At 67.1% G+C, this 24,737-nt stretch carries 22 protein-coding genes; 13 read left to right on the top strand and 9 right to left on the bottom strand.

Features of this window, described 5'->3' with window-relative positions; genetic code table 11:
- Positions 1-3 precede the first annotated feature (3 nt).
- Positions 4-450 (bottom strand): YeeE/YedE family protein, encoded by a 447-nt coding sequence (locus ACQY76_RS14065; RefSeq protein ID WP_428029359.1) that lies wholly within the window; start codon positions 448-450, stop codon positions 4-6.
- Positions 447-755 (bottom strand): ArsR/SmtB family transcription factor, encoded by a 309-nt coding sequence (locus tag ACQY76_RS14060; protein ID WP_428033014.1) that lies wholly within the window; start codon positions 753-755, stop codon positions 447-449. The genes ACQY76_RS14065 and ACQY76_RS14060 overlap by 4 nt, the downstream gene beginning before the upstream one ends.
- A gap of 401 nt (positions 756-1,156) precedes the next feature.
- Between ACQY76_RS14060 and ACQY76_RS14055 the strand changes: the two genes are divergently transcribed.
- Together ACQY76_RS14055 and ACQY76_RS14050 are read left to right on the top strand one after the other, a co-directional pair.
- Complete coding sequence (locus ACQY76_RS14055; protein WP_428029358.1) at positions 1,157-2,086, top strand: alpha/beta fold hydrolase; 930 nt, start codon at positions 1,157-1,159, stop codon at positions 2,084-2,086.
- Positions 2,083-3,672 (top strand): rhodanese-like domain-containing protein, encoded by a 1,590-nt coding sequence (locus tag ACQY76_RS14050; protein ID WP_428029357.1) that lies wholly within the window; start codon positions 2,083-2,085, stop codon positions 3,670-3,672. Before ACQY76_RS14055 ends, ACQY76_RS14050 begins: the two co-directional genes overlap by 4 nt.
- A gap of 162 nt (positions 3,673-3,834) precedes the next feature.
- Here ACQY76_RS14050 and ACQY76_RS14045 read toward each other — a convergent pair whose 3' ends face one another.
- From ACQY76_RS14045 to ACQY76_RS14035, 3 genes are all read right to left on the bottom strand, one after another.
- Positions 3,835-5,403: a tripartite tricarboxylate transporter permease gene (locus tag ACQY76_RS14045; RefSeq protein ID WP_428029356.1), complete on the bottom strand. Its 1,569-nt coding sequence runs from the start codon at positions 5,401-5,403 to the stop codon at positions 3,835-3,837.
- Positions 5,404-5,413: 10 nt separating this feature from the next.
- Positions 5,414-5,914: a tripartite tricarboxylate transporter TctB family protein gene (locus tag ACQY76_RS14040; protein WP_428029355.1), complete on the bottom strand. Its 501-nt coding sequence runs from the start codon at positions 5,912-5,914 to the stop codon at positions 5,414-5,416.
- 76 nt (positions 5,915-5,990) lie between these two features.
- Positions 5,991-6,986: a tripartite tricarboxylate transporter substrate binding protein gene (locus tag ACQY76_RS14035; RefSeq protein ID WP_428029354.1), complete on the bottom strand. Its 996-nt coding sequence runs from the start codon at positions 6,984-6,986 to the stop codon at positions 5,991-5,993.
- Between the two features lie 512 nt (positions 6,987-7,498).
- Here ACQY76_RS14035 and ACQY76_RS14030 point away from each other — a divergent pair.
- From ACQY76_RS14030 to ACQY76_RS14005, 6 genes are read left to right on the top strand one after another with little or no spacing between them, the layout of a single operon-like run.
- Entirely contained in the window at positions 7,499-8,605 is a 1,107-nt protein-coding gene (locus ACQY76_RS14030; RefSeq protein ID WP_428029353.1) for an AbrB family transcriptional regulator, read from the top strand.
- Entirely contained in the window at positions 8,589-9,383 is a 795-nt protein-coding gene (locus tag ACQY76_RS14025) for an SDR family oxidoreductase (RefSeq protein ID WP_428029352.1), read from the top strand. Before ACQY76_RS14030 ends, ACQY76_RS14025 begins: the two co-directional genes overlap by 17 nt.
- Before the next feature lie 11 nt (positions 9,384-9,394).
- Positions 9,395-10,762: an MmgE/PrpD family protein gene (locus ACQY76_RS14020; RefSeq protein WP_428029351.1), complete on the top strand. Its 1,368-nt coding sequence runs from the start codon at positions 9,395-9,397 to the stop codon at positions 10,760-10,762.
- A 5-nt stretch (positions 10,763-10,767) separates the two neighbouring features.
- Complete coding sequence (locus ACQY76_RS14015; RefSeq protein WP_428029350.1) at positions 10,768-11,862, top strand: isocitrate/isopropylmalate dehydrogenase family protein; 1,095 nt, start codon at positions 10,768-10,770, stop codon at positions 11,860-11,862.
- The gene (locus ACQY76_RS14010) at positions 11,849-12,955 is read left to right on the top strand and encodes a tartrate dehydrogenase (protein ID WP_428029349.1); all 1,107 of its coding nucleotides are present in this window, start codon (positions 11,849-11,851) and stop codon (positions 12,953-12,955) included. The genes ACQY76_RS14015 and ACQY76_RS14010 overlap by 14 nt, the downstream gene beginning before the upstream one ends.
- Positions 12,956-12,997: 42 nt before the next feature.
- On the top strand, positions 12,998-13,699 hold the full coding sequence (locus ACQY76_RS14005) for an FCD domain-containing protein (RefSeq protein WP_428029348.1): 702 nt from the start codon (positions 12,998-13,000) through the stop codon (positions 13,697-13,699).
- Positions 13,700-13,900: 201 nt separating this feature from the next.
- On the opposite strand, the gene ACQY76_RS14000 is transcribed toward ACQY76_RS14005, so the two are convergent.
- On the bottom strand, positions 13,901-14,929 hold the full coding sequence (locus ACQY76_RS14000; RefSeq protein ID WP_428029347.1) for a PdxA family dehydrogenase: 1,029 nt from the start codon (positions 14,927-14,929) through the stop codon (positions 13,901-13,903).
- A gap of 4 nt (positions 14,930-14,933) precedes the next feature.
- A complete protein-coding gene (locus ACQY76_RS13995) occupies positions 14,934-15,671 on the bottom strand; it encodes an FCD domain-containing protein (protein ID WP_428029346.1) in 738 nt (245 codons plus the stop codon).
- Positions 15,672-15,966: 295 nt separating this feature from the next.
- Here ACQY76_RS13995 and ACQY76_RS13990 point away from each other — a divergent pair, with 295 nt between their 5' ends.
- Complete coding sequence (locus tag ACQY76_RS13990; RefSeq protein WP_428029345.1) at positions 15,967-17,037, top strand: tartrate dehydrogenase; 1,071 nt, start codon at positions 15,967-15,969, stop codon at positions 17,035-17,037.
- A gap of 31 nt (positions 17,038-17,068) precedes the next feature.
- On the top strand, positions 17,069-18,496 hold the full coding sequence (locus ACQY76_RS13985) for an MmgE/PrpD family protein (RefSeq protein ID WP_428029344.1): 1,428 nt from the start codon (positions 17,069-17,071) through the stop codon (positions 18,494-18,496).
- Positions 18,497-18,553: 57 nt separating this feature from the next.
- Here ACQY76_RS13985 and yghU read toward each other — a convergent pair whose 3' ends face one another.
- The gene (gene yghU, locus ACQY76_RS13980) at positions 18,554-19,432 is read right to left on the bottom strand and encodes a glutathione-dependent disulfide-bond oxidoreductase (RefSeq protein WP_428029343.1); all 879 of its coding nucleotides are present in this window, start codon (positions 19,430-19,432) and stop codon (positions 18,554-18,556) included.
- A 209-nt stretch (positions 19,433-19,641) separates the two neighbouring features.
- On the opposite strand from yghU, the gene ACQY76_RS13975 reads away from it, so the two are divergent.
- Complete coding sequence (locus ACQY76_RS13975; protein WP_428029342.1) at positions 19,642-21,405, top strand: chloride channel protein; 1,764 nt, start codon at positions 19,642-19,644, stop codon at positions 21,403-21,405.
- A 6-nt stretch (positions 21,406-21,411) separates the two neighbouring features.
- On the opposite strand, the gene ACQY76_RS13970 is transcribed toward ACQY76_RS13975, so the two are convergent.
- Positions 21,412-22,830 (bottom strand): helix-turn-helix domain-containing protein, encoded by a 1,419-nt coding sequence (locus tag ACQY76_RS13970; RefSeq protein WP_428029341.1) that lies wholly within the window; start codon positions 22,828-22,830, stop codon positions 21,412-21,414.
- 141 nt (positions 22,831-22,971) lie between these two features.
- On the opposite strand from ACQY76_RS13970, the gene ACQY76_RS13965 reads away from it, so the two are divergent.
- Positions 22,972-23,223 (top strand): hypothetical protein, encoded by a 252-nt coding sequence (locus tag ACQY76_RS13965; RefSeq protein ID WP_428029340.1) that lies wholly within the window; start codon positions 22,972-22,974, stop codon positions 23,221-23,223.
- Between the two features lie 147 nt (positions 23,224-23,370).
- Positions 23,371-24,666 (top strand): isocitrate lyase, encoded by a 1,296-nt coding sequence (gene aceA / locus ACQY76_RS13960; protein ID WP_428029339.1) that lies wholly within the window; start codon positions 23,371-23,373, stop codon positions 24,664-24,666.
- Positions 24,667-24,737 lie beyond the last annotated feature (71 nt).

The following is a 24,737-nucleotide window of genomic DNA, read 5'->3' as shown; positions in this document are numbered from 1 at the left end:
CCCTCACCCCCCGATCACGTGACGCATGACAAAGACCGTCGCGAAACCTGCCGCCATGAAAATGCCGGTCGCCACGAAGGAGCGCCGCGACAGGCGGGCCAGGCCGCACACGCCGTGGCCCGAAGTACATCCCGAGCCCCAGACGGAGCCGAAGCCGACCAGCAGTCCTGCAATCGCCATCAGCACGAGATTTGCCGACACCGCCTGCACCACGGCCCCGCCGGTCGCCACCGCATGGACGACGGGCGCGGCAACCAGCCCGGCAATGAAGGCGAGCCGCCCGGCAAAGGCGGATCTCTCGGCGGCCGATGTGTCGGCATAGGGCGGGACAAGCTGGCTGGCGATGCCGCTGATGCCGGCGATGCGGCCTTCCAGGAGCATCATCAGCACAGCGCTGAGGCCGACAACGGCGCCACCGGACAAAGAGGCAAGCGGGGTGAGCTCGGTCATGACCCGTTCCCCGCCGCGCTCGCACGCGGCGCGCAGAACAGGGCGTGCAGGGTGGCGATGAAGGCTTCGACGCGCGGGTCGGCCAGCCGGTAGAACACCTGCTTGCCCTCCTTGCGGCCGGCGATCAGGCGCGCCGCGCGCAGCCGGGCAATCTGCTGCGACAGGCCGGGCTGGCGAATGCCGAGAAGTTCCTCCAGCGCCCGCACCGAGCGCTCGCCGTCCACCAGCGCGCAGGCCACCATCAGCCGGTCGGGGCTGGACAGTGTCTTGAGAAAGGCCGAGGCCTCGCCGACCCGCGCCTTCATGTCGGCAGTTCCGCCGGAGAGCAATTCGCTCACGGTTTGAATCCCGATTGCCTGGGCCAAGGGGCCTTGTTGAAACGCCCCAGCGACATCGCGGGCAACCGCCCCGTTCAACGCCGCCCGAGGGACGCATACGCTGCGTCCGCCGCAAGAGCTAAAACAATTGCAAAAACATGCAATCGTCTTAATGCAATTGAAGACGCCCGTATTCGCGTGGAATCATCCGCACGGGCTGCCACAACCGGGGCAGGACCGCCACGCCACCATGGTCGACAATCGGACACCCTGTCATCAGTTGCCTCGTCGTATGGCGAAATCACACGACCCCTTGCCTTTTCGACCTAAATTGTTGACAGTTGGCAAAACTCGGATAGTTCGATCCGACCCGAAAGAGGAGAGTCGCCATGGCCGTCGCCGAAGCCGTTCCCGAACTCGTGCCGACCACAAAGCTGATGGAGGGCTTCACCTTCCAGCGCATCAAGACCCGTGGCGCCGAGATCAATGTGGCTACTGCCGGCGAGGGCCCCCCGCTCCTGCTGATCCATGGCAACCCGCTGACCCTGGTGAGCTGGCACAAGATTGCCCCCTCGCTGGCCCGCGACTTTTCGGTCGTCGCCATCGACATGCGCGGCTATGGCGACAGTTCCAAGCCCTATGGCGGCGAGGACCATTCCGGCTATTCGTTCCGCGCCCTCGGCGAGGATGCCTTCGATGTGATGGACGCGCTTGGCCACGACACCTTCGCCGTCGCCGGCCATGACCGTGGCGCGCGCGTCGGCTTTCGCATGTGCCTCGACCATCCCGAGCGCGTCACACGCTACGCCGCGCTCGACATCGTGCCGACCCACCATGTGCTGAACAACATCACGCTCGGCTGGGCGCGCGAGAGCTACCACTGGTTCTTCATGGCGCAGAAAGCGCCCTTTCCCGAGAACCTGCTCGGCGCCGATCTCGATTATTACATGCGCTACAAGCTCAACAAGAAGGGTGTGGGGCTGGAGATCTTCACGCCCGAGGCGATGGAAGAATATATACGCTGCGCGACCAAGGAGCAGATCCACGCCGTCTGCGAGGACTACCGCGCCACTATCACCGTCGATCTCGACATGGACACGGCCGATTACGGCACGCGCAAGATCGAGTGCCCCACCATGGTCATCTGGGGCACCAACAGCCATTGCGGCCGCCACTTCAAGCCGGTGGAAGCGTGGTCGGAATGGGCGGACGATCTCGTCGGCCTCCCCGTGCCGACCGGCCACTACCCGGCAGAGCACCGCCCGGACCTGATCTATGCGGCCTTCCACCGCTTCTTCCGCGGTGAGCCGGTGGCATGAGCGCGGCTTTGGTGACGGCGGAGGCGGCGAAAGACCGCCTGCACGCCGGGGAGGAGATCGCCTTCCTTGACATACGCGAGGCGGCCGCCTTCGGGGAAGGGCACCCACTTTTCGCCATTCCCTGCCCGTTCAGCCGGCTTGAACTGTCGGCAGTTGCGCTGGTTCCCCGCGCGGATTGCCCGCTGCTGCTGATCGGCGGGGGCGACGGCATCGCCCTCAAGGCCGCCCGGCGCCTCGGCGCCTGCGGCTACACGGATGTTTCGGTGATCGAGGGCGGCCTGCCCGCCTGGGAAGCGGCGGGGCACGGGGTGTTTGCGGGCGTCAACGTGCCGAGCAAGACGCTCGGCGAGTTGCTGGAGCACGAGCATCACCCCACGATGATCGACGCCGCCACGCTGGAGAGCTGGCGGCGCGAGGGCCGCGCGCATGCCTTCTTCGATGCCCGGCCGCCGGCCGAATATGGCAAGATGCGCATCTCGGGCGCGCGCTGCGTGCCGAATGGCGAGCTCGCCCACAGGCTGGATGCCGCGGTGCCGGACGAGGCGACGCCCATCGTCATCACCTGCGCGGGGCGTACGCGCGGCATTGTCGGCGCCCTGACGCTGCGCGCCATCGGCACGCGCAACCCGGTTTACGCGCTGGAGAACGGCACGCAGGGCTGGGCCCTGGCGGGAATGCCGCTCGACCGCGGCGCGACCGCCGAACCCATGCCGGCGCTGGACCCGGCGCAGGCGCAGGTGAGCCGTGCGCGCGCGGCGAGCCTCATCGCCACCTCCAAGCTCTCGTCGATTTCGCCGCCTGAAGCGGAGGAGATGCTGGCCGACGCCGGCCGGACCACCTTCCTGTTCGACCTGCGCAGCGACTCGGAGCGCGCGGCGCGGCCGGTGCCCGGCGCCGTACCCGCCCTTGCCGGCCAGCTGATTCAGGCGACCGATCAGTATGTTGGGGTGCGTCATGCCCGGCTGATCCTGATGGACGATACCGGGCTGCGGGCGGCGCTGGCGGGGCTGTTCCTGCGCGCGCTCGGCTTCGAGGTGCATGTGCTGGCGCTCGACGACGCCCCGGAAACCGATGGCCCGCTCGTGCCCGCCTCGCCGTTGCGGCCGCCCGTCCTGCCACGGGCGATCACGCCCGGCGCGGGCTGGAGCCTCGCCCAGAAGGGCGTGCCGGTGCTGGATTTGCGGCCCTCCACCGAGTGGGAGACGGGCCGCCTCGACGGCGCCCGCTGGGCCTTGCGCGGTGACCTGCCCGGCATTCTCCCCCCCGCCACGCGGCGGGCGATCCTGCTGGGCGACGCCACTGCCGTAGCTGCTGCTTGCTGCGAACTGCACGCTGCCGGCATCGCTGCCGATTGGCTGCCGGCCGATCTCGATGCCTGCGCGCAAGCGGGGTGGCCGGTGGACCGGGTGAAGCGGCGCATGAGCCGCGAGGACGCGCGCGACCGCGTTTGGTTCGTCCATGACCGCCATGACGGCAATGCCGAGGCTTCCCGTCAGTATCTCGCCTGGGAAATGAACCTCATCAACCAGCTCGACCAAGCCGAGCGCGCGTCGTTCGGCCAGGTCCCGATTGGCGCCGCTCCCTGAGCCTTCGCCGCCGCTCGTCCCCAGCCCTCAACCCCCGCCGTCATCGACGGTGGGGGTTTTTCGTTCGTGCCGGCGCCGCACCTGGAAGCATGAGCGCCGCGTAATGGAAAAGGGCGGGTTTGCACCCGCCCTTTCGGAAGTCGTCTCGAGAAGAAGAAGCTCTCAGCCCTTGCTCGGCGTGGTGTGCGCGGAGCCCGCGTCCTGCTGCATTCGCAACATCGCCTCGGCCTCCGCCGCTTCCGCCCGGTTCTGCTTGCGCTTGCCCCAAGCGGTCATCGCCAGCGAGGCGAACATGACCGCGAAGATGGCCATCGCGCCCGGCCGCTCCAGCACGTAGAGCGGGTTGCCGCCCGAGAGCTGGTAGGAGCGCAGGAACTCCGTCTCCAGCATGCGCCCGAGCAGGATGCCGACCACCACCGCCGATACCGGATATTGGTAGCGGTTCAGCGCGTAGCCCAGCAGGGCGAAGACGAACAGCGTGATCGGGCCGGCCGCCTCGCCCGTCACCGCGAAGGTGCCGAGCGTGGCGATGACGAGGATCGCCGGCAGGACGTAGCGAGTGCGCACCTTCATGATGTTGGAGGCGACGTAGATGAAGCCGATGCCCACCGCCAGCAGCACGATGGCCTGGACGATGTTGTTGAGGATGATGGCGTAGACCATCGGCTTCTGGGTCTCGATGAAGCTCGGGCCGGGCACGATGTTGTGCATCATGAAGGCCGCGATCAGGATCGCCGTCGCGCCGCCGCCGGGAATGCCGAGCGCCAGCATGGTGGCCATGGAGCCGCCCTCGCCGCTCGCCACCGCCGATTCCGCCGCGATGACGCCCTTGGGGTTGCCCTTGCCGAAGGTCGCGCTGTCCTTGGCGGTGCGCTTGGTCTCGGCATAGGCGATCAGATTGCCGATGGACGAGCCGACGCCCGGCACGGCACCGATGATGATGCCGATGATGGAGCCGCGCAGCAGCACGCCGGGATATTTCAACGTACCCCAGCAGCCCTTGAGTATCTTGCGCAGGCTGACCTCGCGCGAGCCCTCCGCCTCGATGATGTAGTCGCGTGTCGCCAGGCTAAGCAGTTGGCTGGCGGCCAAAAGGCCGATCATGGCCGGGATCGGCGCGATGCCGTCCAGCAGCACCGGCAGGCCCATCGTGCCGCGGGTGAAGCCGGCGGTGTTCATGCCGACCGTGCCCAGCAGGATGCCGAAGGCGGCAGCCAGCAGGCCACGGCTGATATAGGTGGAGCCGAGCGAGCCCAGCAGCATCATGCCCCATATCGCCACCGCGAACATCTCCACCGGGCCAATGCGCAGCACGATGTCGGCCAGCGGCTCGATCACCAGCAGCAGCAGCACATAGCCAGCGATGCCGCACAGGGTGGAGGCGAACAGCGCGTAGCCGAGCGCCTCGTTGTGCTCGCCCTTCTGCGACATGGCATAGCCGTCGAAGGTCGTTGCGAAGGATGATGGCGACCCCGGTATGTTCATCAGGATGGCCGGCACCGACCCGCCGAAGCCCGCCCCCGTATAGACCGAGGTCAGGAAGACGATGGCCGAGAAGAAATCCATGTAGAGCGACATCGGCAGCACGATGGCCATGGCCATGGTGATCGATATGCCGGGAATGGCGCTGAAGACGAGGCCGACGACCAGGCCGGGGACAATCCACCCCCAGGACCCGACCGACGTGAACATGATGCCCAAGGCCTCATTGAAGGCGGAAACGTCGATCATCGGGCGCGCCTCACAGCAGGGTGGTGTGCATGGGATAGGAAATCAGGGCGCGGAAGCCGTAGATCGTGACCAGGGTCACCCCGAGCGAGAACACCAGCAGGTGGAAGGGGCGCCGCTCGCCGCAGATGGCCATCGCCGCGGCCGCGAAGAGAAAGATGGCGATGTCGAAGCCGATGACGTCGAGCAGGAAGACCATAAGGCCCAGCGAGATCCCGAGGGCGAGCATGCGCATAATGTCGGAGCGTTCCGACGGGATGGTCACATGCAGCGGATCCTTCTGCGCCGGGCTCTTGGCCACCTCGCGGGCGTCGACCTTGTGGAAGCACTGGGGCAGGATGAAAAGGTACATCGCCAGCGCGAAGATGGCGATCGGCTGCACCAGAAGCAGATTGTTGACGCTGAGCGATACGCTGCGCGCGTCGAACAGATACCAGATGACCGCAGCGGCAATCACCGTGATGAGTGCCAGATGGCCGTAGTCGATGGCGTAGGTTTGCCGACCGATACGCATCTTCATCTCCATTCGTCAGAGGAGCGAGAAGGAAAGGCAGGCCGGCTCGTGGGCGGCCTGCCTTCGCTGATGCGGCCTACTTCAGCAGGTCGACGTATTTGGCCATCTTGGCGGCGTTGTCGAGATACGCCTTGTCGGACGCCTCGGGGCCGTACCAGGTGGTGGCCAGTTCCTGCAGCTTCAGGGCCTCGATCGCCTTCGGGTTCTTGCTGGCCTTCTCGATCGCGGCAACAAGGGTCTTGTAGATTTCCGGCTGCTCGTTCTTGAGCTTGGTCGTCACCGCCCAGCCGCGCTGCGAGCCTTCGACGAAATCGGTCTTGATGCCGGCCTCGCCGATCAGCGGCGCGTCGGGATACCAGTCCACCTTCTGCGCGGCGAAGATGGCAAGCGGGCGAACCTTGGTCTTGAGCGGCAGGAAGCCCTCGCCGCCGACGAAGCCGACATCGACCTGGGCGCCGGCCGTGGCGTTGCGGGCGGGGCCGCCGCCATCATAGGTGACGATGCGCAGCTTGGAGGCGTCGATCTCTGCGGCCTGGAAGGCGAGCACCATGTTGGCGTAGTCGGCGGAGGCCGGCTGCACGCCGATGCTGAGGCTGGCCGGGTCCTTCTTCAGCTTCTCGATCACTTCGGCGAAGGTCTTCACCGGGCCATCAACCGAGGTGGCCGCCAGCGTGTAGTCGCGCGACGGCAGGTTGATCATCGAGAAGTCTTCGAACTTGTAGGGCGCGTTCTGCAGCAGGATGGTGAGCGGAATGTAGGGGGCCGCCGAGGTGCACAGGATCGAATAGCCATCCGCCGGCTGGTTCAGCGCGTAGGAATTACCGAGCTGCGTGCCGGCGCCGGGCTTGTTGACGATGACCAGCGGCTGCCCGAGCTCTTTTTCGAGATAGGGCAGGAAGGCACGGGAGAGACGGTCATTATAGCCGCCGGTGGCGAACGGCACGATGACGTTGATCGGCCGCGAGGGATAGGCAGCGGCGCGCAGGATGGACGGCATGGCGACCATGCCGGAGGCCGCTGCGAACGCACCGGCCGAGATTTTGAAGGCGTCTCTGCGTGTGAAATCTGTCATGTTTTCCTCCCGCCGTTCCATCTGGGTCCTTCGGCCGGCGGCCAAGAGCGGCCGGCCCGTGTGGATTAGGCGGATCAAGACTGTCCCCCTCTCCGTCAACTGTCAACAGATTTGCGGGCGGCATTGCTGACCCTCTCCCCTTCCCGGGCGGCGACAGGCTAGGCGGAGCGCGCGGCAAACCACGCATTGATCGCCTTTTAACGTAACAAATCTGGGCATGTAGCCGCCTTAACGAGACCTCGCCCCACGCGGGTGCGGTAGAAGCGGCAGCGATGCCGATCTGTTGACAGTTTTCATTCAAGCTGTCTCTATCGCCGCATGCCCTGCCGGGCGGGGTCGCCCCGCCGCCGAGACGGGCGCCAAGAATGAGTTGCGGCAACGCCGATCCGTGCGGCAGAGCCTTGGGAGGCCGTCATGTCTGTCCGCTCGCCCGATTGCCGGATACCGGCGCGCGCCGACGCGCGAATCGCCGCCGCCGGCACTGAAGGCGCGCGCGTCAGGGCGATGGGCTGATGGCCGACGTGCCCGAACTCCCCAAGCTGATGGAGCCGCCGCGCCCGTCCCGGCTGAAGATGGGGCTGCGCCTTCTGGCCACCTATGCCATTGCCGCCGCGGCGGGTTATGCCGCGTCGCTCGTCCACATGCCGCTGCCCTGGATGCTGGGGCCGCTCTTCGTCTGCGGCCTGCTCAATGTTTCCGGCGCGCCGCTGCAGGCGGGACCGCATCTGCGCGAGATCGGCCAGGTGATCGTCGGGCTTGCCATCGGCATGCGCTTCACCCCGCATCTGCTGCTGGCCTCGCTTGAACTGCTGCCGGCCATGCTGCTGGCGACGCTCTACATCATCGTCGCCACCTTCATCGGTGCGCTCATCATGCGCCCGCTGGCGCGCATCGACGCCACCACCGCCTTCTTCGCCACGGCGGCCGGCGGCATGGCGGACATGGCGGTGGTGGCGGCCGCGCGAGGCGGCGACACCAATGCGGTCTCCATCGTCCATGCGCTGCGGGTGACGACGGTGGTGAGCATCGTGCCGTTCATGGTGTTCGCCTTCGGCGAGACCGGCACCGTCAATTCGGTCGATCCCGCCGCCTCGCACGATCTGCTGCTGCTCGCCCTCGGCCTCGTTATCGCCTATCTCGGCGCGCAGGCGCTGCGCCCGACGGTGATCCCCAACCCATGGCTGCTCGGCTCCCTGCTGCCGAGCGCAGCGCTGGGCGCTTCGGGGCTGATGAATGTCGCGGTGCCCGGCATCCTCATCATCGCCGCCCAGATCATGATCGGGGTGTGGCTCAGCATGCGCTTTCGGCGCGACCTGTTCGTGCGGCTGCCGCGCGTTGCCGCGTCCGGGCTGCTGATCGGCGTGCTGCTGATCCTCGCCGCCGCGGTCGGGGCGGAGGTGCTCTCGCTTGCCACCGGCCTGCCGCTGACCACCAGCTTCCTCGCCCTCGCCCCGGCGGCGATCACCGAAATGGTGTTGACCGCGAAAGCGATGCACGCCGATGCCGAGTTGGTGACCGCCTTCCACATCGTGCGCATCGCGGTGATCTCGTCGACCATCCTGATCGTGTTCCGCGTCTACCGCTTCGTGCTGAGGAGCCATTATGAATCTGGGGTTTGACGGGCGCCGCGCGGTCATCGTCGGCGGCAGCTACGGCATTGGCGAGGCCACCGCCGGCATCCTGCTGCGCGAGGGCGCGCAGGTGATGATCGCCTCGCGCAGCCGCAACAATCTCGACGCCGCCAGCGCCCGCCTCGCACAGGCCACTGGCCGCGCGCCGGAGGTCTTCGTCGCCGATGTCGTCACGGACGCCGCATCGGCCGCTGCGCTGATGGAGCATGCGCGCGCCCGCTGGGGTGGCCTCGACATACTCGTCAGCGCGGTCGGTGGCAGCGTGCGGGCCGATTTCGACACGCTGAGCGATGAGGACTGGCTCGCCAGCTACCAGTTCAACGTGCTGTCCACGGTGCGCACCGTGCGCGCCGCCCTGCCTTTGCTGGCGGCGGGTGACGCACCTTCTGTCGTCACCCTCGGCGCGGCGGCGGCGAAGATGCCCTACGCCCACCAGATCATGACCAACGTCCACAAAGCCGGCCTGCTCGGCCTGGTAAAGACGCTGGCGCTGGAGCTGGGCGAAAAGGGCATCCGCATCAACGCGGTCGGCCCCGGCCGCACCAAGACCGCGCTCTGGATCAATCGCGCCACCAAGATGGCGGCAGAGCGCGGCGTCCCGATCGACGACATCTATGCCGAATTCTCGCACGAGATCCCGCTCGGGCGCTTCGCCGAGCCGGACGAGATCGCAATCATGGTCGCCTGGCTGGCCAGCCCGCTCGCCAGCTACATCACCGGCCAGTCCATCAATGTCGACGGCGGCATCGCGCGCGGCCTCGTTTAAAGGAGAACAGAATGTCCAACAAAGACGTCACCCGCCAGCTCGCCACCTGGATCGTCGGCTGCAAGCTCGACGACATTCCCGCCTCCGTACAGGCTGAAGGCGTGCGCACCTTCTTCAACTGGATGGGCTGCGCCGTCGGCGGTGCCCGCCATGAGACGGTGGACCGTGCGCTCGCCGGCATCTCGCCCTTTGCCGGCAACCCGCAGGCAACCGTGATCGGCCGCGGCGAGCGGCTGGACGTGCCGAACGCGGCGCTGATCAACGGTATCTCCTCGCATGTGCTCGACTATGACGACACCCATCTGAAGACCATCATCCACCCCGCCGGCCCGGTGGCTTCCGCGCTTCTGGCGGCGGCTGAATATCAGCCGATGACCGGCGCCGACTTCCTCAACGCGCTGATCGTCGGCGTCGAGGTGGAATGCCGGATCGGCAACAGCGTCTATCCCGAACATTATGATCGCGGCTGGCACATCACCGGCACGACAGGCGTGTTCGGCGCCGCCGCCGCCGTCGGCCACATGCTGAAGCTCGATGACACGCAGATGGTGTGGGCGCTGGGCATTGCCGCAACGCAGGCTTCGGGCCTGCGCGAAATGTTCGGCACCATGTGCAAGAGCCTGCATCCGGGAGCGGCCGCCCGCAATGGCGCGCTGGCCGCGTTCCTCGCCAAGGCCGGCTTCGACAGCTCGCTGCAGGCGATCGAGGCGCCGCGCGGCTTCGCCAATGTGCTCTCCACCAAGCAGGACTATAACGAGATCCTCGGCGGGCTCGGCCAGAACTGGGAAGCCGGGCTCAATTCCTACAAGCCCTTCGCCTGCGGCATCGTCATCCACCCCACCATCGACGGCTGCCAGCAACTGCGCGAGGAACTGGGTGACGCGATAAACAACATCGCCGCCGTGCGCCTGCGCACCCATCCGCTGGTGCTTGAACTCACCGGCAAGCGCACGCCGAAGACCGGGCTGGAAACCAAGTTCAGCGTCTTCCACGCCGCCGCCTGCGCCCTGCTGCGCGGCGATGGTTCGCCCACCGCCTTCACCGACGAGGCCGCCAACGCGCCTGATATCATCGCCCTGCGCGACAGGGTGCATGCGACGTCCGACACTTCGATCCACGAGGCCTCCGTCGTCATCGAGGTCGAATTTGCGGACGGCCGCGTGATCGAGAAGTCGATCGAACGCGCCATCGGCAGCCACGACAAGCCGCTGAGCAACGAACATCTGGCGCGCAAATTCGCCCATCAGTCGGCGCTGGTCGTCGGCGACGAGGTGACGGAGCGCCTGATGGCGCTGTGCTGGCGCCTGCCCGAACTGGGCGATGTCAGCGAGATCGCCCGCGCCTCGGTGCCGGCGAACCTGCGCGACGCGGCGGAGTGAGCGCCATGGCTTCGCATCCACCCCTGCGCATCGGAGTCCTCAATGGCGACGATATCGGCCACGAGATCGTGCCGGCCGCCCATGCCATCGCACAAGCGGCGGCGCAGGCCTGCGGCCTCGCCATCGACTGGCGCCCCATGCCGCTTGGCCGCGCCGCGCTGGACGAGCTTGGCCACACCATGCCGCCGGGCACGCTGGAAACGCTCGGCACGCTCGACGGCTTCATTCTCGGGCCGATCGGCCATCAGGCCTATCCGAAGGTGCCGGAGGCGATCAATCCGCACCCGATTCTGCGCAAGAGCTTCGACCTGTTCGCCAATGTGCGGCCCACCCGTTCCTATCCCGGGCTCGGCTGCCTCTATGACGATATCGACCTCGTCATCGTGCGCGAGAACAATGAGGGCTTCCAGCCGGACCGCAACGTGGTGGCCGGCTGCGGCGAGTTCCGGCCGACGCACGACACCACCATCTCGGTGCGCGTCATCACCCGCGAGGGCAGCCGCAAGGTCGCCCGCGCCGCCTTCGAAATCGCCCAGGCGCGCAAGAAGCGGCTCACGGTGGTTCACAAGAACACCGTATTCAAGCTCGGCTGCGGCATGTTCGTGGAAGAGTGCTACGAGGCCGGCAAGGAATTCCCCGATGTCGCCATCGAGGAAGTCATCGTCGATACCTTCGCGATGAAGCTGGTGCGCGAGCCGCAGCGCTTCGATGTCGTCGTCACCACCAACATGTTCGGCGACATCCTCACCGACGAGGCGGCCGGGCTGGTCGGCGGGCTCGGCATGGCGCCGGGCCTGTGCATCGGACGCGGCGACATCGCCATGGCGCAGGCCACCCACGGCTCGGCTCCCGACATCGCCGGCAAGGGGCTCGCCAACCCCTATGCGATGATCGAATCGACGCGGATGCTGATCGAGTGGCTCGGGCGCCGACGCGGCATTCCCGCTGCCGGTCAGGCGTCCGCTCTGATGAAGGCCGGCATCGACGCGGCGCTGGCCAACCCCGCCACCCGCACCCCCGACATTCGCGGCACCGGCACCCAGACCGACATGGTCGACGCCATTATCGCCTATATGGAGAACGCTCATGCGCCGGCATAAAATCGCGCTCATTCCCGGAGACGGCATCGGCTCCGACGTCATCAATGCTGGCCGCGAGGTGCTCGACGCGCTGGCTGCCGCCGATGGCGGCTTCGGTTTCGATTTCGAGAGCTTCGACTGGGGCTCAGACCGCTACCGCCGCGTCGGCACGATGATGCCGGAAGACGGCGTCGACACCCTGCGCGGCTTCGACGCCATCTATTTCGGCGCCGTCGGCGACCCCAATATCCCGGACCACATCACCCTCTGGGAACTGCGCCTCGCCATCTGCCAGGGGCTCGACCAATACGCCAATGTGCGCCCCTCGCGCCTGCTGCCCAACATCAATGGCCCGCTGCGGCCGGAACTCGGCAAGGACATCGACTGGGTGATCGTGCGCGAGAACAGCGAAGGCGAATATGCCGGCGCCGGCGGGCGGGCACATCGCGGCCTCCCGATCGAGGTCGGCATCGACGTTTCGGTGTTCACCCGCGCCGGTATTGAGCGCGTCTGCCGCTTCGCCTGCGAACTCGCCATGTCGCGGCCGCGCAGGAAGCTGACCATCGTCACCAAATCCAACGCCCAGCGCCATGGCATGGTGCTGTGGGACGAGGTCTGCCGGGGGGTGATCAAGGACTTCCCGGAGCTGGACGTCGACTGGATGCTGGTCGACGCCATGACCATGCGCCTCGTGCTGCGCCCCGGCACGGTCGACACGGTGCTCGCCACCAATCTGCACGCCGACGTGCTGTCCGACCTCGCCTCGGCGCTGAGCGGCAGCCTCGGCATCGGCGCCACCGCCAATCTCGCGCCGGATCGCGCCACCCCCTCCATGTTCGAGCCCATCCACGGCTCCGGCTTCGACCTGATCGGCAAGGGCATCGCCAACCCGATCGGCGCGTTCTGGAGCGCGGTGCTGATGCTGGAGCATCTGGGCGAGGCCGACGCTGCCGCGCGGCTGATGGCGGCTATCGAGCAGGTGACGGCGGACGGCACGGCCCTGACGCCGGATCTCGGCGGCACGGCGCGGACCGAGGCGGTGACGGCGGCCGTGATCGCCCTTCTTCAACGTCAAAGTGTCGCAGACACCGGCACAACCCGCAGCGTCGCGTAGAAACTGGAAGCCTTCCAACGCAGAACTGTTTACAATTAACGGATGAGCATTGTGAGCGATTCCGCGCATTTGAACGATCTGACCGTTGTGAAGAGCGTCTCGCTGACGAGCGCGCTCGAGAAGGAACTTGAGCGCCTCATTCTCACCGGCGAGCTGGAGCCGGGCGTGCGGATCAACGAGATCCACCTGTCGAACCGCTTCGGCACCAGTCGCGGCCCGATCCGCGAGGCCACCCGCAGCCTTGAGGCGAAGGGGCTGGTCGAGGTGGTGCGCAACCGGGGCGTCTTCGTGCGGCGCCTCTCGGTCGAGGATGCCGTCGAGATCTATGACGTGCGCGCCGCGCTGTTCGGCCAGGCCGGCCGGCTGCTGGCGGAACGCATGACCGACGGGCTGCTCTCAGAGCTCACCCGCATGGTGGACGAGATGGACGCAGTCGCCGAGCGCGGCAGCTTCGACGATTATTACCCGCTCAATCTCGGCTTCCACAACCTTATCGTCAGCTCCTGCGGCAACCGCACGCTGCTGGCCGAGTACCACCGCTTCGTCAACAAGCTGCACCTGTTCCGCGCCCGCGCGCTGGTGCAGGGTGGCGGCCTCGCCGTGTCGAACCGCGAGCACCGCACCATGCTGGAGGCGCTGGCCTCTGGCGATGGCGACCGGGCGCAGGTGACCCATTGGCGCCATGTGGCACTGGCCAAGCGCCGCCTCATCGCCGCCGTCGACGGCCCGGCACGGCACGACTGAGTCTGCTCTTTCGAGCGCCTGATCCCAAACTCGGCTTCACTTCTGGAACAACGTCATCCTGAGGTGCCCGGCGTTTTGCCGGGCCTCGAAGGATCCTGAAGCCGCACGCCCGATGAGCATCCTTCGAGGCTCGGGCTGCGCCCGAGCACCTCAGGATGACGTAGCACTGGGCAAATGGTCGCCCCATGTTCGTCTGCCCTCTCACGCAGCGGCGGCGCGGGCTTCGATCTTGCGCGACGCCACGCGGGCGGCGAGGCGGATGGCGGATTGGAACGCGCCGATATCGGCCACGCCCTTGCCGACGATGTCGAAGGCGGTGCCATGCGCGGGGGTGGTGAACACCACGTCCAGCCCAGCGGTGATGGTCACGCCCTTGTTGAAGCCCTTGAGCTTGGTCGCGATCTGCCCCTGGTCGTGATACATCGCCAGCACGCTGTCGAACGCGCCCGAGAAAGCCTTAAGGTACACCGTGTCCGAGGGGTACGGCCCGCTGCAGTCGATGCCCTCGCCGGCCATTGCCTCGACGGCCGGGCGGATGATGTCGATCTCCTCGGTGCCGAACAACCCGCCCTCGCCGCCATGCGGGTTGAGCGCCGCCACCGCGATGCGGGGAGTGTCGATGCCGGCCTTGCGCATCGTCTCGTCGGCGAGGCGCAGCGCGCGGCAGACGCTGTCGAACGTCACCTGGTCCAGCGCGGTGCGCAGCGAGACATGCGAGGTCACGCGCGTCATCCACTGGCCCTCCAGCACGTTCATCTCGCTGAACGGCCCCTTATGGTCCAGCAGATGGGCGAACATCTTGTGCTCGTCCGGGAAGCGCCAGCCACCCCTATACATCGCCTGCTTGTTAAGCGGAGCGAAGCACACGCCGTCCACCTCCCCTGCCTTGGCGAAATCGATGGCGCGCGCCAGCGTGTCGCCGGTCAGCTTGCCGGAATCGGGACTTGCGACGCCGAGTTCGAAGGCATCGGGATCGGTGTTGCCGAGATCGATGAGCGGAATGCCCGGCGCGCTCCAATCCACCGCACCGGGTGAATCATAGCGCGCAAAGACGAGGTCCACCCCGGCATGGCGGGCGCCCATGTCCAGCACGCGCGCATCGCCCACCACCACCAGCCGCGCCGCATCGCCGAAGCCGCCTTCGCTGAGCAGGCGCGCGGTCTGTTCGGGGCCGATGCCGGTGCAGTCGCCGGGGGTGAGGGCAAGAATGGGGAGCGGGTGTGAGATCATCGAACTACCTGTCTTTCGAGCGGGAATGTCGGGGGTCGAGCGGCCCGGGGCGGGCCTCGGTGGCGCTGTCGTCTTCCAGCGTGCGCAGGAAACGGGCCTTGCCGGCGAGGATGTGACGCTCCAGCAGCCGCGCCGCACCGGTGCCATCGCTCTGGCGCAGCGCGTCGAAGATCGCCTTGTGCTCGTCATTGGAGGTGCGCATCGAGCCGGGAAGCACCAGCCCGCGCCGGCGGAACAGATGCAGTTCCGCCTCCAGCAGCGGGTAGAGCTCGATCAGCTTGTCATTGTCGGAGGCCACCACGACCTCGCCGTGGAACGCATTGTTGAGCGTGTAGAAGGTCGCGATGTCGGGCGCCTCGATGGCGGCATCCATCTGCGCGATCAGCTCTTCCAGCCCCCGCAACTGCACCGTGGTGATGATGGCGGCTGCGAGCCGTCCGGCGGTGCCGAACAGGCCGGCGCGGATGTCGTAGAGGTCGAGCGCTTCCTTGGTGCTGACCTCGCGCACGAAGAAGCCGCGATTGAGCTCGCTGCGCAGCAGGCCGATCTGCTCCAGCGCCCGGCACGCCTCGCGCACCGGCCCACGGCTGATGCCGAGCCGCAGCGCCAGCGTGCTCTCATTGATCCGCGTGCCGCCGGTGAGTTCCCCGGTGCCGATCATGCGCTCGATCTCCCGCTGGATCAGCGGGACATAGGACGCGGTGCGGGGCGTGCGGGCGGGATGTGCGACGGGGCGAAGCATGAAGGCATTTCGCCCGCAAAATCGCCGATTGTCAACAATGATGCGGAAAATCTGCGAAAACGCGGGCCAGACCCCCTAGCGGAACCTTTCCGCTAGTCAAGCCGTACTCGGCGGCTATCCTGAGCATAAAACATTGTTTTAGCAAAACTTTGTAAGAGATCGGCAACTTTCGTTCGCCATCGATGGCAAGGATCGGACGCCGTCGGCTGCCAAAAATTGTTGACAGTTACCCCTACGTTGAACACTGTCCTGCCGCATGCGCTGCGGTTTCGCCGCCGATATTCCAGGAGTTCCCATGACGACATATTCCATAGCGGTCATCCCCGGCGACGGGATCGGCAACGAGGTTGTGCCGGAGGCGCAGCGCGTTCTGGAAGCGGCGAGCCGCATCGGCGGTTTCGCGTTCGACTGGACCCATTATGACTGGAGCTGCGAGCGCTTCGCCAAGACCGGCGCGATGATGCCGGCCGACGGGCTCGATCAGATCCGCGACAAGGACGCCATCTTCCTCGGCGCCGTCGGCTTCCCCGGCGTGCCGGACCATGTCTCGCTTTGGGGGCTGCTGATCCCGATCCGCCGCAGCTTCCATCAATATGTGAACCTGCGCCCGGTGAAGCTGCTCGCCGGCGTCGAGAGCCCGCTGAAGGGCCGCGAGGCCGGCTCGATCGACTTCTACGTCGTGCGTGAAAACAATGAGGGCGAATATTCCTCCATCGGCGGCCGGCTCTATGACGGGCTGGAGGACGAGCTGGTGATGCAGCAGTCCATCTTCACCCGCCGGGGCTGCAACCGCGTGATGCGCTACGCCTTCGAGCTCGCCAAGGGCCGCAAGCAGCACGTCACCTCGGCTACCAAATCCAACGGCATCAGCCACACCATGCCGTACTGGGACGAGCGCTTCGCCGCGATCTCCAAGGAATATCCGGGCTTTACCACCGACCAGTACCATATCGACATCCTGACCGCGCATTTCGTGCGCAACCCCGACTGGTTCGATGTGGTGGTCGCCTCCAACCTGTTCGGCGACATCCTGTCCGATCTCGGGCCGGCGGTGGTCGGCTCCATCGGCATCGCGCCCGGCGGCAACATCAACCCCGAGAAGGAATACCCCTCCATGTTCGAGCCGGTGCATGGCTCGGCGCCGGACATTGCGGGCAAGGGCGTCGCCAACCCCATCGGCCAGATCTGGTCGGGGGCGATGATGCTGCGCCATCTCGGCGAAGAGTCCACCGCCCACGCCATCGAACAGGCGATCGAGGACGTGCTGGCCCGCCGCGACAGCCTCACCCGCGATCTCGGCGGCACCGCCGGCACCCGCGAACTCACCGACGCCATCATCGGCGCCCTGCCCACCTCGTCGGTGTGACGCCGTCCAACGAGACACAAGGAAACGCCCCATGACGCTGCACCAGACCAACCCCGCGCAGGCCCAGCCCGTCGTCGAGGGTCTTACCAAGGAAGTGGCGGAATTCGTCGTCGGCACCACCTATGCCGACCTGCCCGCCGACGTGATCGAACTTGGCAAGAAGTCGATCCTCGACGGCATCGGCCTCGCGCTTTCGGGCTCGGTGGCCAAGAGCGGCGAATACATCCAGGCCTATCTCAACGGACTCGGCATCAAGGAGGGGCCGGCGACCGTCATCGGCACCTCGCTGAAGGTACCGACCCGCTTCGCCGCCTTCGCCAATGGCGTCGGCATCCATGCCGACGATTATGACGACACCCAGCTCGCCGTCGCCAAGGACCGCGTCTACGGCCTGCTGACACATCCGACCGCGCCGGCCCTGCCGGCCGCGCTCGCCGTGGCCGAGGCGGATGGGCGTTCCGGGGCGGACATGATGCTGGCCTATCATCTCGGCGTGGAGATCGAGTGCAAGATCGCCGAGGCGATCAACCCGCGCCACTACCAGCACGGCTTCCATGCCACCGCGACCTGCGGCACCTACGCCGCCGCCGCCGCCGCCTCGAAGCTGAAGGGGCTGGATGTCGAGCAGGTCGTGCGCGCCTTCGGTTGCGCCGGCAGTCAGTCGGCGGGGCTGCGCGAGAATTTCGGCACCATGATGAAGCCCTTCCACGCCGGCCGCTCGTCGGAAAGCGGCGTGGTGGCGGCGGACTTCGCGGCGCTGGGCTGGACCACCACCGACAAGATCCTGGAGGCGCCGCGCGGCTTCTTTCAGGCGGCGGGCGGCGGCTTCGACCCCAACGCCATTGTCGGCAAGCTCGGCCAGCCCTGGACCTTTGCCTCGCCGGGCGTCTCCATCAAGCCGCATCCGTCGGGCTCGCTCACCCATCCCGGCATGACCAAGATGCTGGAGCTCATCCGCACGCACGGCATCAAGGCCGAGGATGTGGAGCGGGTCGATGTCGGCACCAACCAGAACATGCCGAACGCGCTGATCCATCATCGCCCGAAGAACGAGCTTCAGGCCAAGTTCTCGATGGAATTCTGCATGGCGATCCTGCTGCTCGACGGGCGCGGCAGCCTGCCGGAATTCACCGACGAGACGGTGGAGCGGGCCGACGTGAAGGCGATGATCGAGCGGGTGAACTTCCATGTCCATCCGGAGGCCGAGGCCGCCGGCTACGACAAGATGACCACCATCATCGACATCCACATGAAGGACGGGCGCACCATTTCCGGCCGCTCGGACTTCGGCAAGGGCAGCCCGGCCAACCCGATGAGCTATGACGAGGCGGCCGACAAGTTCCGCGGCTGCGCCGAATTCGCCCGCTGGGACAAGGCCAAGACCGAGGCGATCATCGAGACGGTGCGCCGGCTCGACCAGGTGAGCGACATTCGCGAGCTCACCCGCCTGTGCGCCTGAGGCCATCCACATGAAGGAAAGGGCGCCCCCAGGGGCGCCCTTTTTCGTGGGCGAGCCTCAGCTCGCCTGCTCCAGCTTGTCCTGCGTGCGCGTGTCGAAATCGCCGGCGTCGTGGCGCTCGCGCAGCTGCTCGGCGAGGTCGCCATTCATGCGGTTGACGATGCGCCCGCGCTTAACCGCCGGCCGGGCGAATACCGCCTCGGTCCAGCGCAGCACGTTTTTGTACTCGTGCGTGGAGAGGAATTCGGCGGAATCGCCATAGGCCCCGCCCCGCACCAGCGTGCCGTACCAGGGAAACACCGCGATATCGGCAATGGTGTAGTCGTCGCCGGCAAGATAGGCGCACTCGGCAAGGCGCCGGTCCAGCACATCCAGCTGGCGCTTCACCTCCATGGCGAAACGGTCGATGGCGTATTCGATCTTCACCGGCGCATAGGCGTAGAAATGACCGAAGCCGCCGCCGAGATAAGGCGCGCTGCCCATCTGCCAAAACAGCCAGGACAGGCACTCGGCACGCTTGGCCGGCTCGCTCGGCAGAAAGGCGCCGAACTTCTCCGCCAGATAGAGCAGGATGGCGCCGGATTCGAACACCCGGATCGGCGCCGCGCCCGACCGGTCCATCAGCGCGGGGATCTTCGAGTTGGGGTTCACCTCGACAAAGCCCGAGCCGAACTGGTCGCCCTCGCCGATCTTGATCAGCCAGGCGTCGTATTCCGCCCCGGCATGGCCGAGCGCCAGCAGTTCCTCAAGCAGGATCGTCACCTTCTGCCCGTTCGGCGTGCCGAGCGAATAGAGCTGGAGCGGGTGCTTGCCGATCGGCAGCTCCTTCTCATGCGTCGCCCCGGCGGTCGGGCGGTTGATGTTGGCGAAGGTGCCGCCATTGCCCTTGTTCCAGGTCCAGACCTTGGGCGGCGTGTAGGCGGGCGTATTGGACATCAGGAGAACTCCATTCATGGGCGGCCCGCACGAGGGGGCGCCGCCGAATCCGTGTGGCTTCCCGGCGACTTTATCCGCGCCACGACGCCGGTCACCGCCTTTCGCCTTCACATCCCGGCGACACGCCGCAGGGTAAGCCGCGCCATGGCGGTTGCACGTGGCTGCGTCCTTGCCTAGTCAAACAGGACTGGTCCCGACCGAGTGCCCACGTGACCTCTCATTCAGCCGACGACGACGAACATGTTGCGCGCGGACTGCGGCGGCTGGTGCGGACCAGCGAGCTCGGCATCGTCGCGCTCGCCGCCCTTGTCGGCGTGCTGGCCGGGCTCGTCGTCATCGCCATGAACGGCGCGCTGGAAGCGTTGCACGAGCTCGTCTTTCGCATTCCGGACGGCAGCCACCTCTCGATCAGCGAGGGCATGGCGCCCGTTGTGGTGCTGCTTGGCCCGGTGCTCGGCGGCCTCGCCTTCGGGCTCTGCGTGAAGGCCTTCCTGCGCACCCGCGCCAGCCCGCCGGTCGATCCGATCGAGGCCAATGCTCTGCATGGCGGGCGGATGTCGCTGCGCGACAGCGCCGTCGTGGCGGTGCAGACGCTGTTTTCCAGCGGCGTCGGCGCCTCGGTGGGGCTGGAGGCCGGCTATACCCAGGCCGCCGCCGGCCTTGCCTCGCGGATCGGCCGGCTGCTGCATGTGCGCCGGGCGGACCTGCGGCTGCTGGTCGGCTGCGGCGCCGGTGCCGCCATCGGCGCGGCGTTCAACGCGCCGCTGATGGGTGCGTTCTACGGTTTCGAGCTGGTGCTCGGCACCTATGCCATCCCCGCTTTCGTGCCGATGATGACGGCAACCTTCACCGCCGCCCTCACCCAGCAGGTGCTGGCGCCGCAGCAGCACCCGGCGCTTCCGGTGATCGATGCCCCCAGCCTTGCCGATCTGCCGGCCGTGCTGCTGCTCGGCTTCCTCTGCGCGCTGGTCGGCATTGCGGTGATGCGCGGGGTGACGGTGGTGGAGGCCGGCTTCCGCCGCTCCGGCCTGCCGGTGTGGCTGCGCCCGGCGGCGGCGGGGCTGATCATCGGCGCGCTGGCGGTGTGGAACCCGACCGTGCTCTCCGCCGGCCATGGCGCCGTCTATCATTATCTCGGCGCCGAGACGCCGCTGGCGCTTGCGGCGCTGCTTTTGCTGGCAAAGGTGACGGCCTCCTCTGTGTCGATCGGCGCGGGATTTCGCGGCGGCCTGTTCTTCGCTTCGCTGCTGATGGGCGTGCTCGCCGGGCGGGTCTACGCCGCGGGGATGGAATTGCTGCTGCCAGACCTCGTGCCCTCGCAAGGCTTCTACGCGCTCATCGGCATGAGCGCGCTGGCGGTTGCCGTCGTCGGCGGGCCAATGACCATGACGCTGCTGGCGCTGGAGATGACCGGCGACCTCAAGCTGACGCTGGCCGTGCTGGCGGCGGCCGGCACCGCCTCGCTGGTGACGCGGCGGCTGTTCGGCTTCTCCTTCGCCACCTGGCGCTTCCATCTGCGCGGCGAGAATATTCGCGGCGCGCACGATATCGGCTGGCTGCGCGATCTCACCGTGGGCGCGCTCATGCGCCGGGACGTGGCGCAGCTCGACGTGGAGACGCCCCTCGCCGAGGCGCGCCGCCGCTACCCGGCCGGCACGACGGCCTATCTCATCGCCACCGAGAATGGCCGCTATGCCGGCATGATCGCGCCCGCCGCGCTTTACGAGACCGCCGAGGGCTTGGCGCCGGCAACGCTGCGCCCGCTCCTGCGCCATGCCGACATCAGCCTGCTGCCGACCCAGACCATCCGCGAGGCGCTCGACCTGTTCGAACGCACGGAGACCGACGCCCTCGCCGTCACCCTGCCCGGCGGCCAGGTGGCGGGCCTGCTGAGCGAGGCGCATGCGGTCCGGCGCTACAGCGACGAGATGGGGCGGCGCCTCAACGAGCTCACGGGCGAGAAGGTGGAGTGAGGCGCGCTACGCCCCCCGCCGTGCCGGGGCGTAGAAGCTCTCGGACATGTCGATCTCGTTCAGCGTGAAGCGGTGGTCGGTGGGTGGCTGGGCGCGCTGCTCGCAGTCCAGCCGGGGGCAGATGCGGCAGCCGACGCCGATGGGCACGGTTTGCGAGGGATCGGACAGGTTCATGCCGTCGGAATAGACCATCTGGTGGGCATGGCTGATATGGCAGCCGAGCCCGATGGAGAGGTGCCGGCGCGGGGCATTGTGGCGGTGACCGCCCTTGGTGATCGACTTGGCGATGCAGAAATAGCGCTGGCCTTCCGGCATCTGGCTGAGCTGAACATTGATCCGCTCGGGGTGGAAGAATGCGGCATAGACATTCCAGCGCGGGCAGGCGCCGGAATGCCGGGAGATATGGATGCCCGACAGCGAGAAGCGCTTGGAGATGTTGCCGGCGATGTCGGTGCGCACGAGATGCAGCGGAATGCCCGCGCGCCCTGGCCGCTGCAGCGTCGTCATGCGGTGGCACACCTGCTCGAAGCTGGTGCGGAAGCGCCGCTGGATGCGCTCTATGTCGTAGCGCGTCTCCTGGCAGGCGGCGAGGAACGGCTCATAGGGCATGACCAGCGCGCTGGCGAAATAGCTGGCCAGTGCGTTGCGGGTTACCACGGGCGCGTCCGCCGGCAAATTGGCAGCGGCGATCAATTCGTCGATCTGGCGCGAGGCGGCGAGCAGCCCGAGCTGGTGGGCGACCACGAACAGCGCCGATTCCGGCGGCAGCACCTCGGCGGTGATGAGTTCATGCGCGCCCGCATCATAGCGCCGGGCGATGCCGGCCGGCAGCGACGCGGAGCGCCAGTTCAGCCCGAAGACGTTGGAGAGATAGCTCTTCAGCCCGTACTCGAACGAATCCGAGGCGAAATCGATGTCGCGGCGGATGCGCTCGGCCTCGGCCTCCAGCGTCGGGAAATGATTGGCGTTCTCCTGGATGAAATCGGAGACCGCGTCGGTCGAGGGATGATACCCGCCCTCGCCTTCCGGCGTGCCGGCGGCGCCGGTGCGGTGCGCCTCGCGCAGCGTCTTGAACTGGTCGTAGAGCCGCACCACCGCCCGCCCGACCGCCGGGTTCGAGGCGGCGAGGTCGCGAATGTCGGTGTTGGTCAGCGCGTTCTCGGCGAACAGCTCGTCGCTGAAAAGTTCCATCATGTCGCCGACGAGACGGGATTCGTCGTTCTCGACCAGCTCGCCCGGCTCGATGCCGAAATACCCCGCCAGCTTCATCAGCAGCGGCACGGTGATGCGCCGGCGGTTGTGCTCGATGAGGTTGAGATAGCTCGCGGAAATGCCCAGCGCACTGGCGAGGTCCGCCTGCGAGATGCGCTTGCCCCGGCGCAGCCTCTGCACCCGGCTGCCGATGCGCGGCTCGGTGGCGAGCATGGCCTGATCCTTTGCTGGCTTTACAAAAACAGCCGATGAACTTTACAAGCCTTATCAGCTTAACACACTCAAATCACTATCTTTCTTGCCTTCTTGTGTCGAGTGTTAAATCTTTACACCACACGACGCGGGAGATTTGAGATGAACATGCGCGACACCACCCACACCACATCCGGCGAGGACGAGTTCGTCACCATCATCGGCGGCGACGCCGAGGAGATCGGCCAGGTCTTCAAGGCGGAAGGGCTTGCCGCCAAGGACTTCACCATCGTCCACCGCATCGGCCGCCACCGCATCGCGATGGCGCCGGGCCAGCAGGACATGAGCGCGCTGATCAATGCGCTGGTGGGTGGGCGGCTGGTGGCCGCCACCTATACACGGCGCGGCCGGTAGCGGGCCGACAGCCGATGGCCGCCAGACCTCGTTTCAGGCCGATCCGCATCGAGGACGCACGATCCGGCCCGGCCGGCGCGGGGGCCGCCCCCTCCTCGGCACCCGCGCCCCTTTCATCCTCCTCACCTTCAGCAGCAGGGAAACACCATGCTGGACCAGCTCCGCACCACACCCGACAGCTTTCCCGCCCCGCACTGGGCGCCGGAGCGCTGGCGCCATATCCACCGCAGCTACGCGCCCGCTGAGGTCGCGCGCCTCGCCGGCTCGCTGCGCATCGAGCACACGCTCGCCGCCAACGGCGCCCGCCGGCTGTGGGACCTGCTGCAGACGCAGGATTTCGTGCCGACCATGGGCACCTATACCGGCATCCAGGCGGTGCAGCAGGTGAAGGCCGGGCTGGAGGCGATCTATCTCTCCGGCTGGCAGGTGGCGGCGGACGGCAATTCCGCCGGCGACATGTATCCCGACCAGAGCCTCTACCCCGTCGACAGCGTTCCCGCCGTGGTCCGTCGCATCAACAAGGCGCTGATGCGCGCCGACCAGATCCAGACCATGGAGCGGGCTGACGGCGCCAAGGGCCCGGAACTCGATTATTTCGTGCCGATCATCGCCGATGCCGAAGCGGGCTTCGGCGGCCAGCTCAACGCCTATGAACTGACCAAGGCGCTGATCGAAGCCGGCGCCGCGGCGGTGCATTTCGAGGACCAGCTGGCCTCCGAGAAGAAGTGCGGCCATCTCGGCGGCAAGGTGCTGGTGCCGACGCGCCAGTTCGTCCGCACGCTGAACGCCGCCCGCCTCGCCGCCGACGTGCTTGGCGTGCCGACCGTCATCATGGCCCGCACCGACGCGGAATCGGCCCGGCTCATCACCTCGGACATTGACGAGCTGGACCGCCCCTTCATCACCGGCGAGCGCACGCAGGAAGGCTTCTACCGCTACAATGGCGGCTTCGAAGCCGGCATCGCCCGCGCCATCGCCTATGCGCCCTATGCCGACCTGCTGTGGTGCGAGACCTCGACGCCCAGCCTCGACGACGCCCGCCGCTTCGCGGAAGGCGTGCACCGGGTGCACCCGGGCAAGATGCTCGCCTATAATTGCTCGCCCTCGTTCAACTGGGCCAAGCACATGGACAGGGCGCAGATGAAGACCTTCCAGCGCGAGCTGGGGGCCATGGGCTACAAATACCAGTTCATCACCCTGGCCGGCTTCCACAACCAGTGCTTCACCACGTTCGACCTGGCGCGGCGCTACCGGGAGGACGGCATGGCCGCCTATTCCGAGCTGCAGCAGCGTGAATTCGCGGCGGAAGCGCAGGGCTTCACCGCCACGCGCCACCAGCGCGAGGTCGGCACCTCCTATTTCGACGCCATCGCCACGGTGCTCAGCGAGGGCATGAGCGCGACCACGGCCATGCAGGACTCGACCGAAACGGCGCAGTTCTGACCACCGGCCTTTCTTCGTCACCCCGGGGCGGCGCGCGGCGCGCCCGGTAGAGGTTTGGGGAAGACCTCCAC

Source organism: Ancylobacter sp. (genome assembly GCF_965279025.1).
GTDB lineage: Bacteria > Pseudomonadota > Alphaproteobacteria > Rhizobiales > Xanthobacteraceae > Ancylobacter.
The sequence above is the reverse complement of the archived record's forward strand: the minus strand, read 5'-3'. Positions and strand labels throughout refer to the sequence as shown.

What these genes read in the sequence shown, in the direction of transcription:
- ACQY76_RS14065 (WP_428029359.1), bottom strand. Translation starts at nt 450, where the DNA reads ATGACCGAGCTCACCCCGCTTGCCTCTTTGTCCGGTGGCGCCGTTGTC.
- ACQY76_RS14060 (WP_428033014.1), bottom strand. Translation starts at nt 755, where the DNA reads ATGAAGGCGCGGGTCGGCGAGGCCTCGGCCTTTCTCAAGACACTGTCC.
- ACQY76_RS14055 (WP_428029358.1), top strand. Translation starts at nt 1,157, where the DNA reads ATGGCCGTCGCCGAAGCCGTTCCCGAACTCGTGCCGACCACAAAGCTG.
- ACQY76_RS14050 (WP_428029357.1), top strand. Translation starts at nt 2,083, where the DNA reads ATGAGCGCGGCTTTGGTGACGGCGGAGGCGGCGAAAGACCGCCTGCAC.
- ACQY76_RS14045 (WP_428029356.1), bottom strand. Translation starts at nt 5,403, where the DNA reads ATGATCGACGTTTCCGCCTTCAATGAGGCCTTGGGCATCATGTTCACG.
- ACQY76_RS14040 (WP_428029355.1), bottom strand. Translation starts at nt 5,914, where the DNA reads ATGCGTATCGGTCGGCAAACCTACGCCATCGACTACGGCCATCTGGCA.
- ACQY76_RS14035 (WP_428029354.1), bottom strand. Translation starts at nt 6,986, where the DNA reads ATGACAGATTTCACACGCAGAGACGCCTTCAAAATCTCGGCCGGTGCG.
- ACQY76_RS14030 (WP_428029353.1), top strand. Translation starts at nt 7,499, where the DNA reads ATGGCCGACGTGCCCGAACTCCCCAAGCTGATGGAGCCGCCGCGCCCG.
- ACQY76_RS14025 (WP_428029352.1), top strand. Translation starts at nt 8,589, where the DNA reads ATGAATCTGGGGTTTGACGGGCGCCGCGCGGTCATCGTCGGCGGCAGC.
- ACQY76_RS14020 (WP_428029351.1), top strand. Translation starts at nt 9,395, where the DNA reads ATGTCCAACAAAGACGTCACCCGCCAGCTCGCCACCTGGATCGTCGGC.
- ACQY76_RS14015 (WP_428029350.1), top strand. Translation starts at nt 10,768, where the DNA reads ATGGCTTCGCATCCACCCCTGCGCATCGGAGTCCTCAATGGCGACGAT.
- ACQY76_RS14010 (WP_428029349.1), top strand. Translation starts at nt 11,849, where the DNA reads ATGCGCCGGCATAAAATCGCGCTCATTCCCGGAGACGGCATCGGCTCC.
- ACQY76_RS14005 (WP_428029348.1), top strand. Translation starts at nt 12,998, where the DNA reads ATGAGCATTGTGAGCGATTCCGCGCATTTGAACGATCTGACCGTTGTG.
- ACQY76_RS14000 (WP_428029347.1), bottom strand. Translation starts at nt 14,929, where the DNA reads ATGATCTCACACCCGCTCCCCATTCTTGCCCTCACCCCCGGCGACTGC.
- ACQY76_RS13995 (WP_428029346.1), bottom strand. Translation starts at nt 15,671, where the DNA reads ATGCTTCGCCCCGTCGCACATCCCGCCCGCACGCCCCGCACCGCGTCC.
- ACQY76_RS13990 (WP_428029345.1), top strand. Translation starts at nt 15,967, where the DNA reads ATGACGACATATTCCATAGCGGTCATCCCCGGCGACGGGATCGGCAAC.
- ACQY76_RS13985 (WP_428029344.1), top strand. Translation starts at nt 17,069, where the DNA reads ATGACGCTGCACCAGACCAACCCCGCGCAGGCCCAGCCCGTCGTCGAG.
- yghU (WP_428029343.1), bottom strand. Translation starts at nt 19,432, where the DNA reads ATGTCCAATACGCCCGCCTACACGCCGCCCAAGGTCTGGACCTGGAAC.
- ACQY76_RS13970 (WP_428029341.1), bottom strand. Translation starts at nt 22,830, where the DNA reads ATGCTCGCCACCGAGCCGCGCATCGGCAGCCGGGTGCAGAGGCTGCGC.
- ACQY76_RS13965 (WP_428029340.1), top strand. Translation starts at nt 22,972, where the DNA reads ATGAACATGCGCGACACCACCCACACCACATCCGGCGAGGACGAGTTC.
- aceA (WP_428029339.1), top strand. Translation starts at nt 23,371, where the DNA reads ATGCTGGACCAGCTCCGCACCACACCCGACAGCTTTCCCGCCCCGCAC.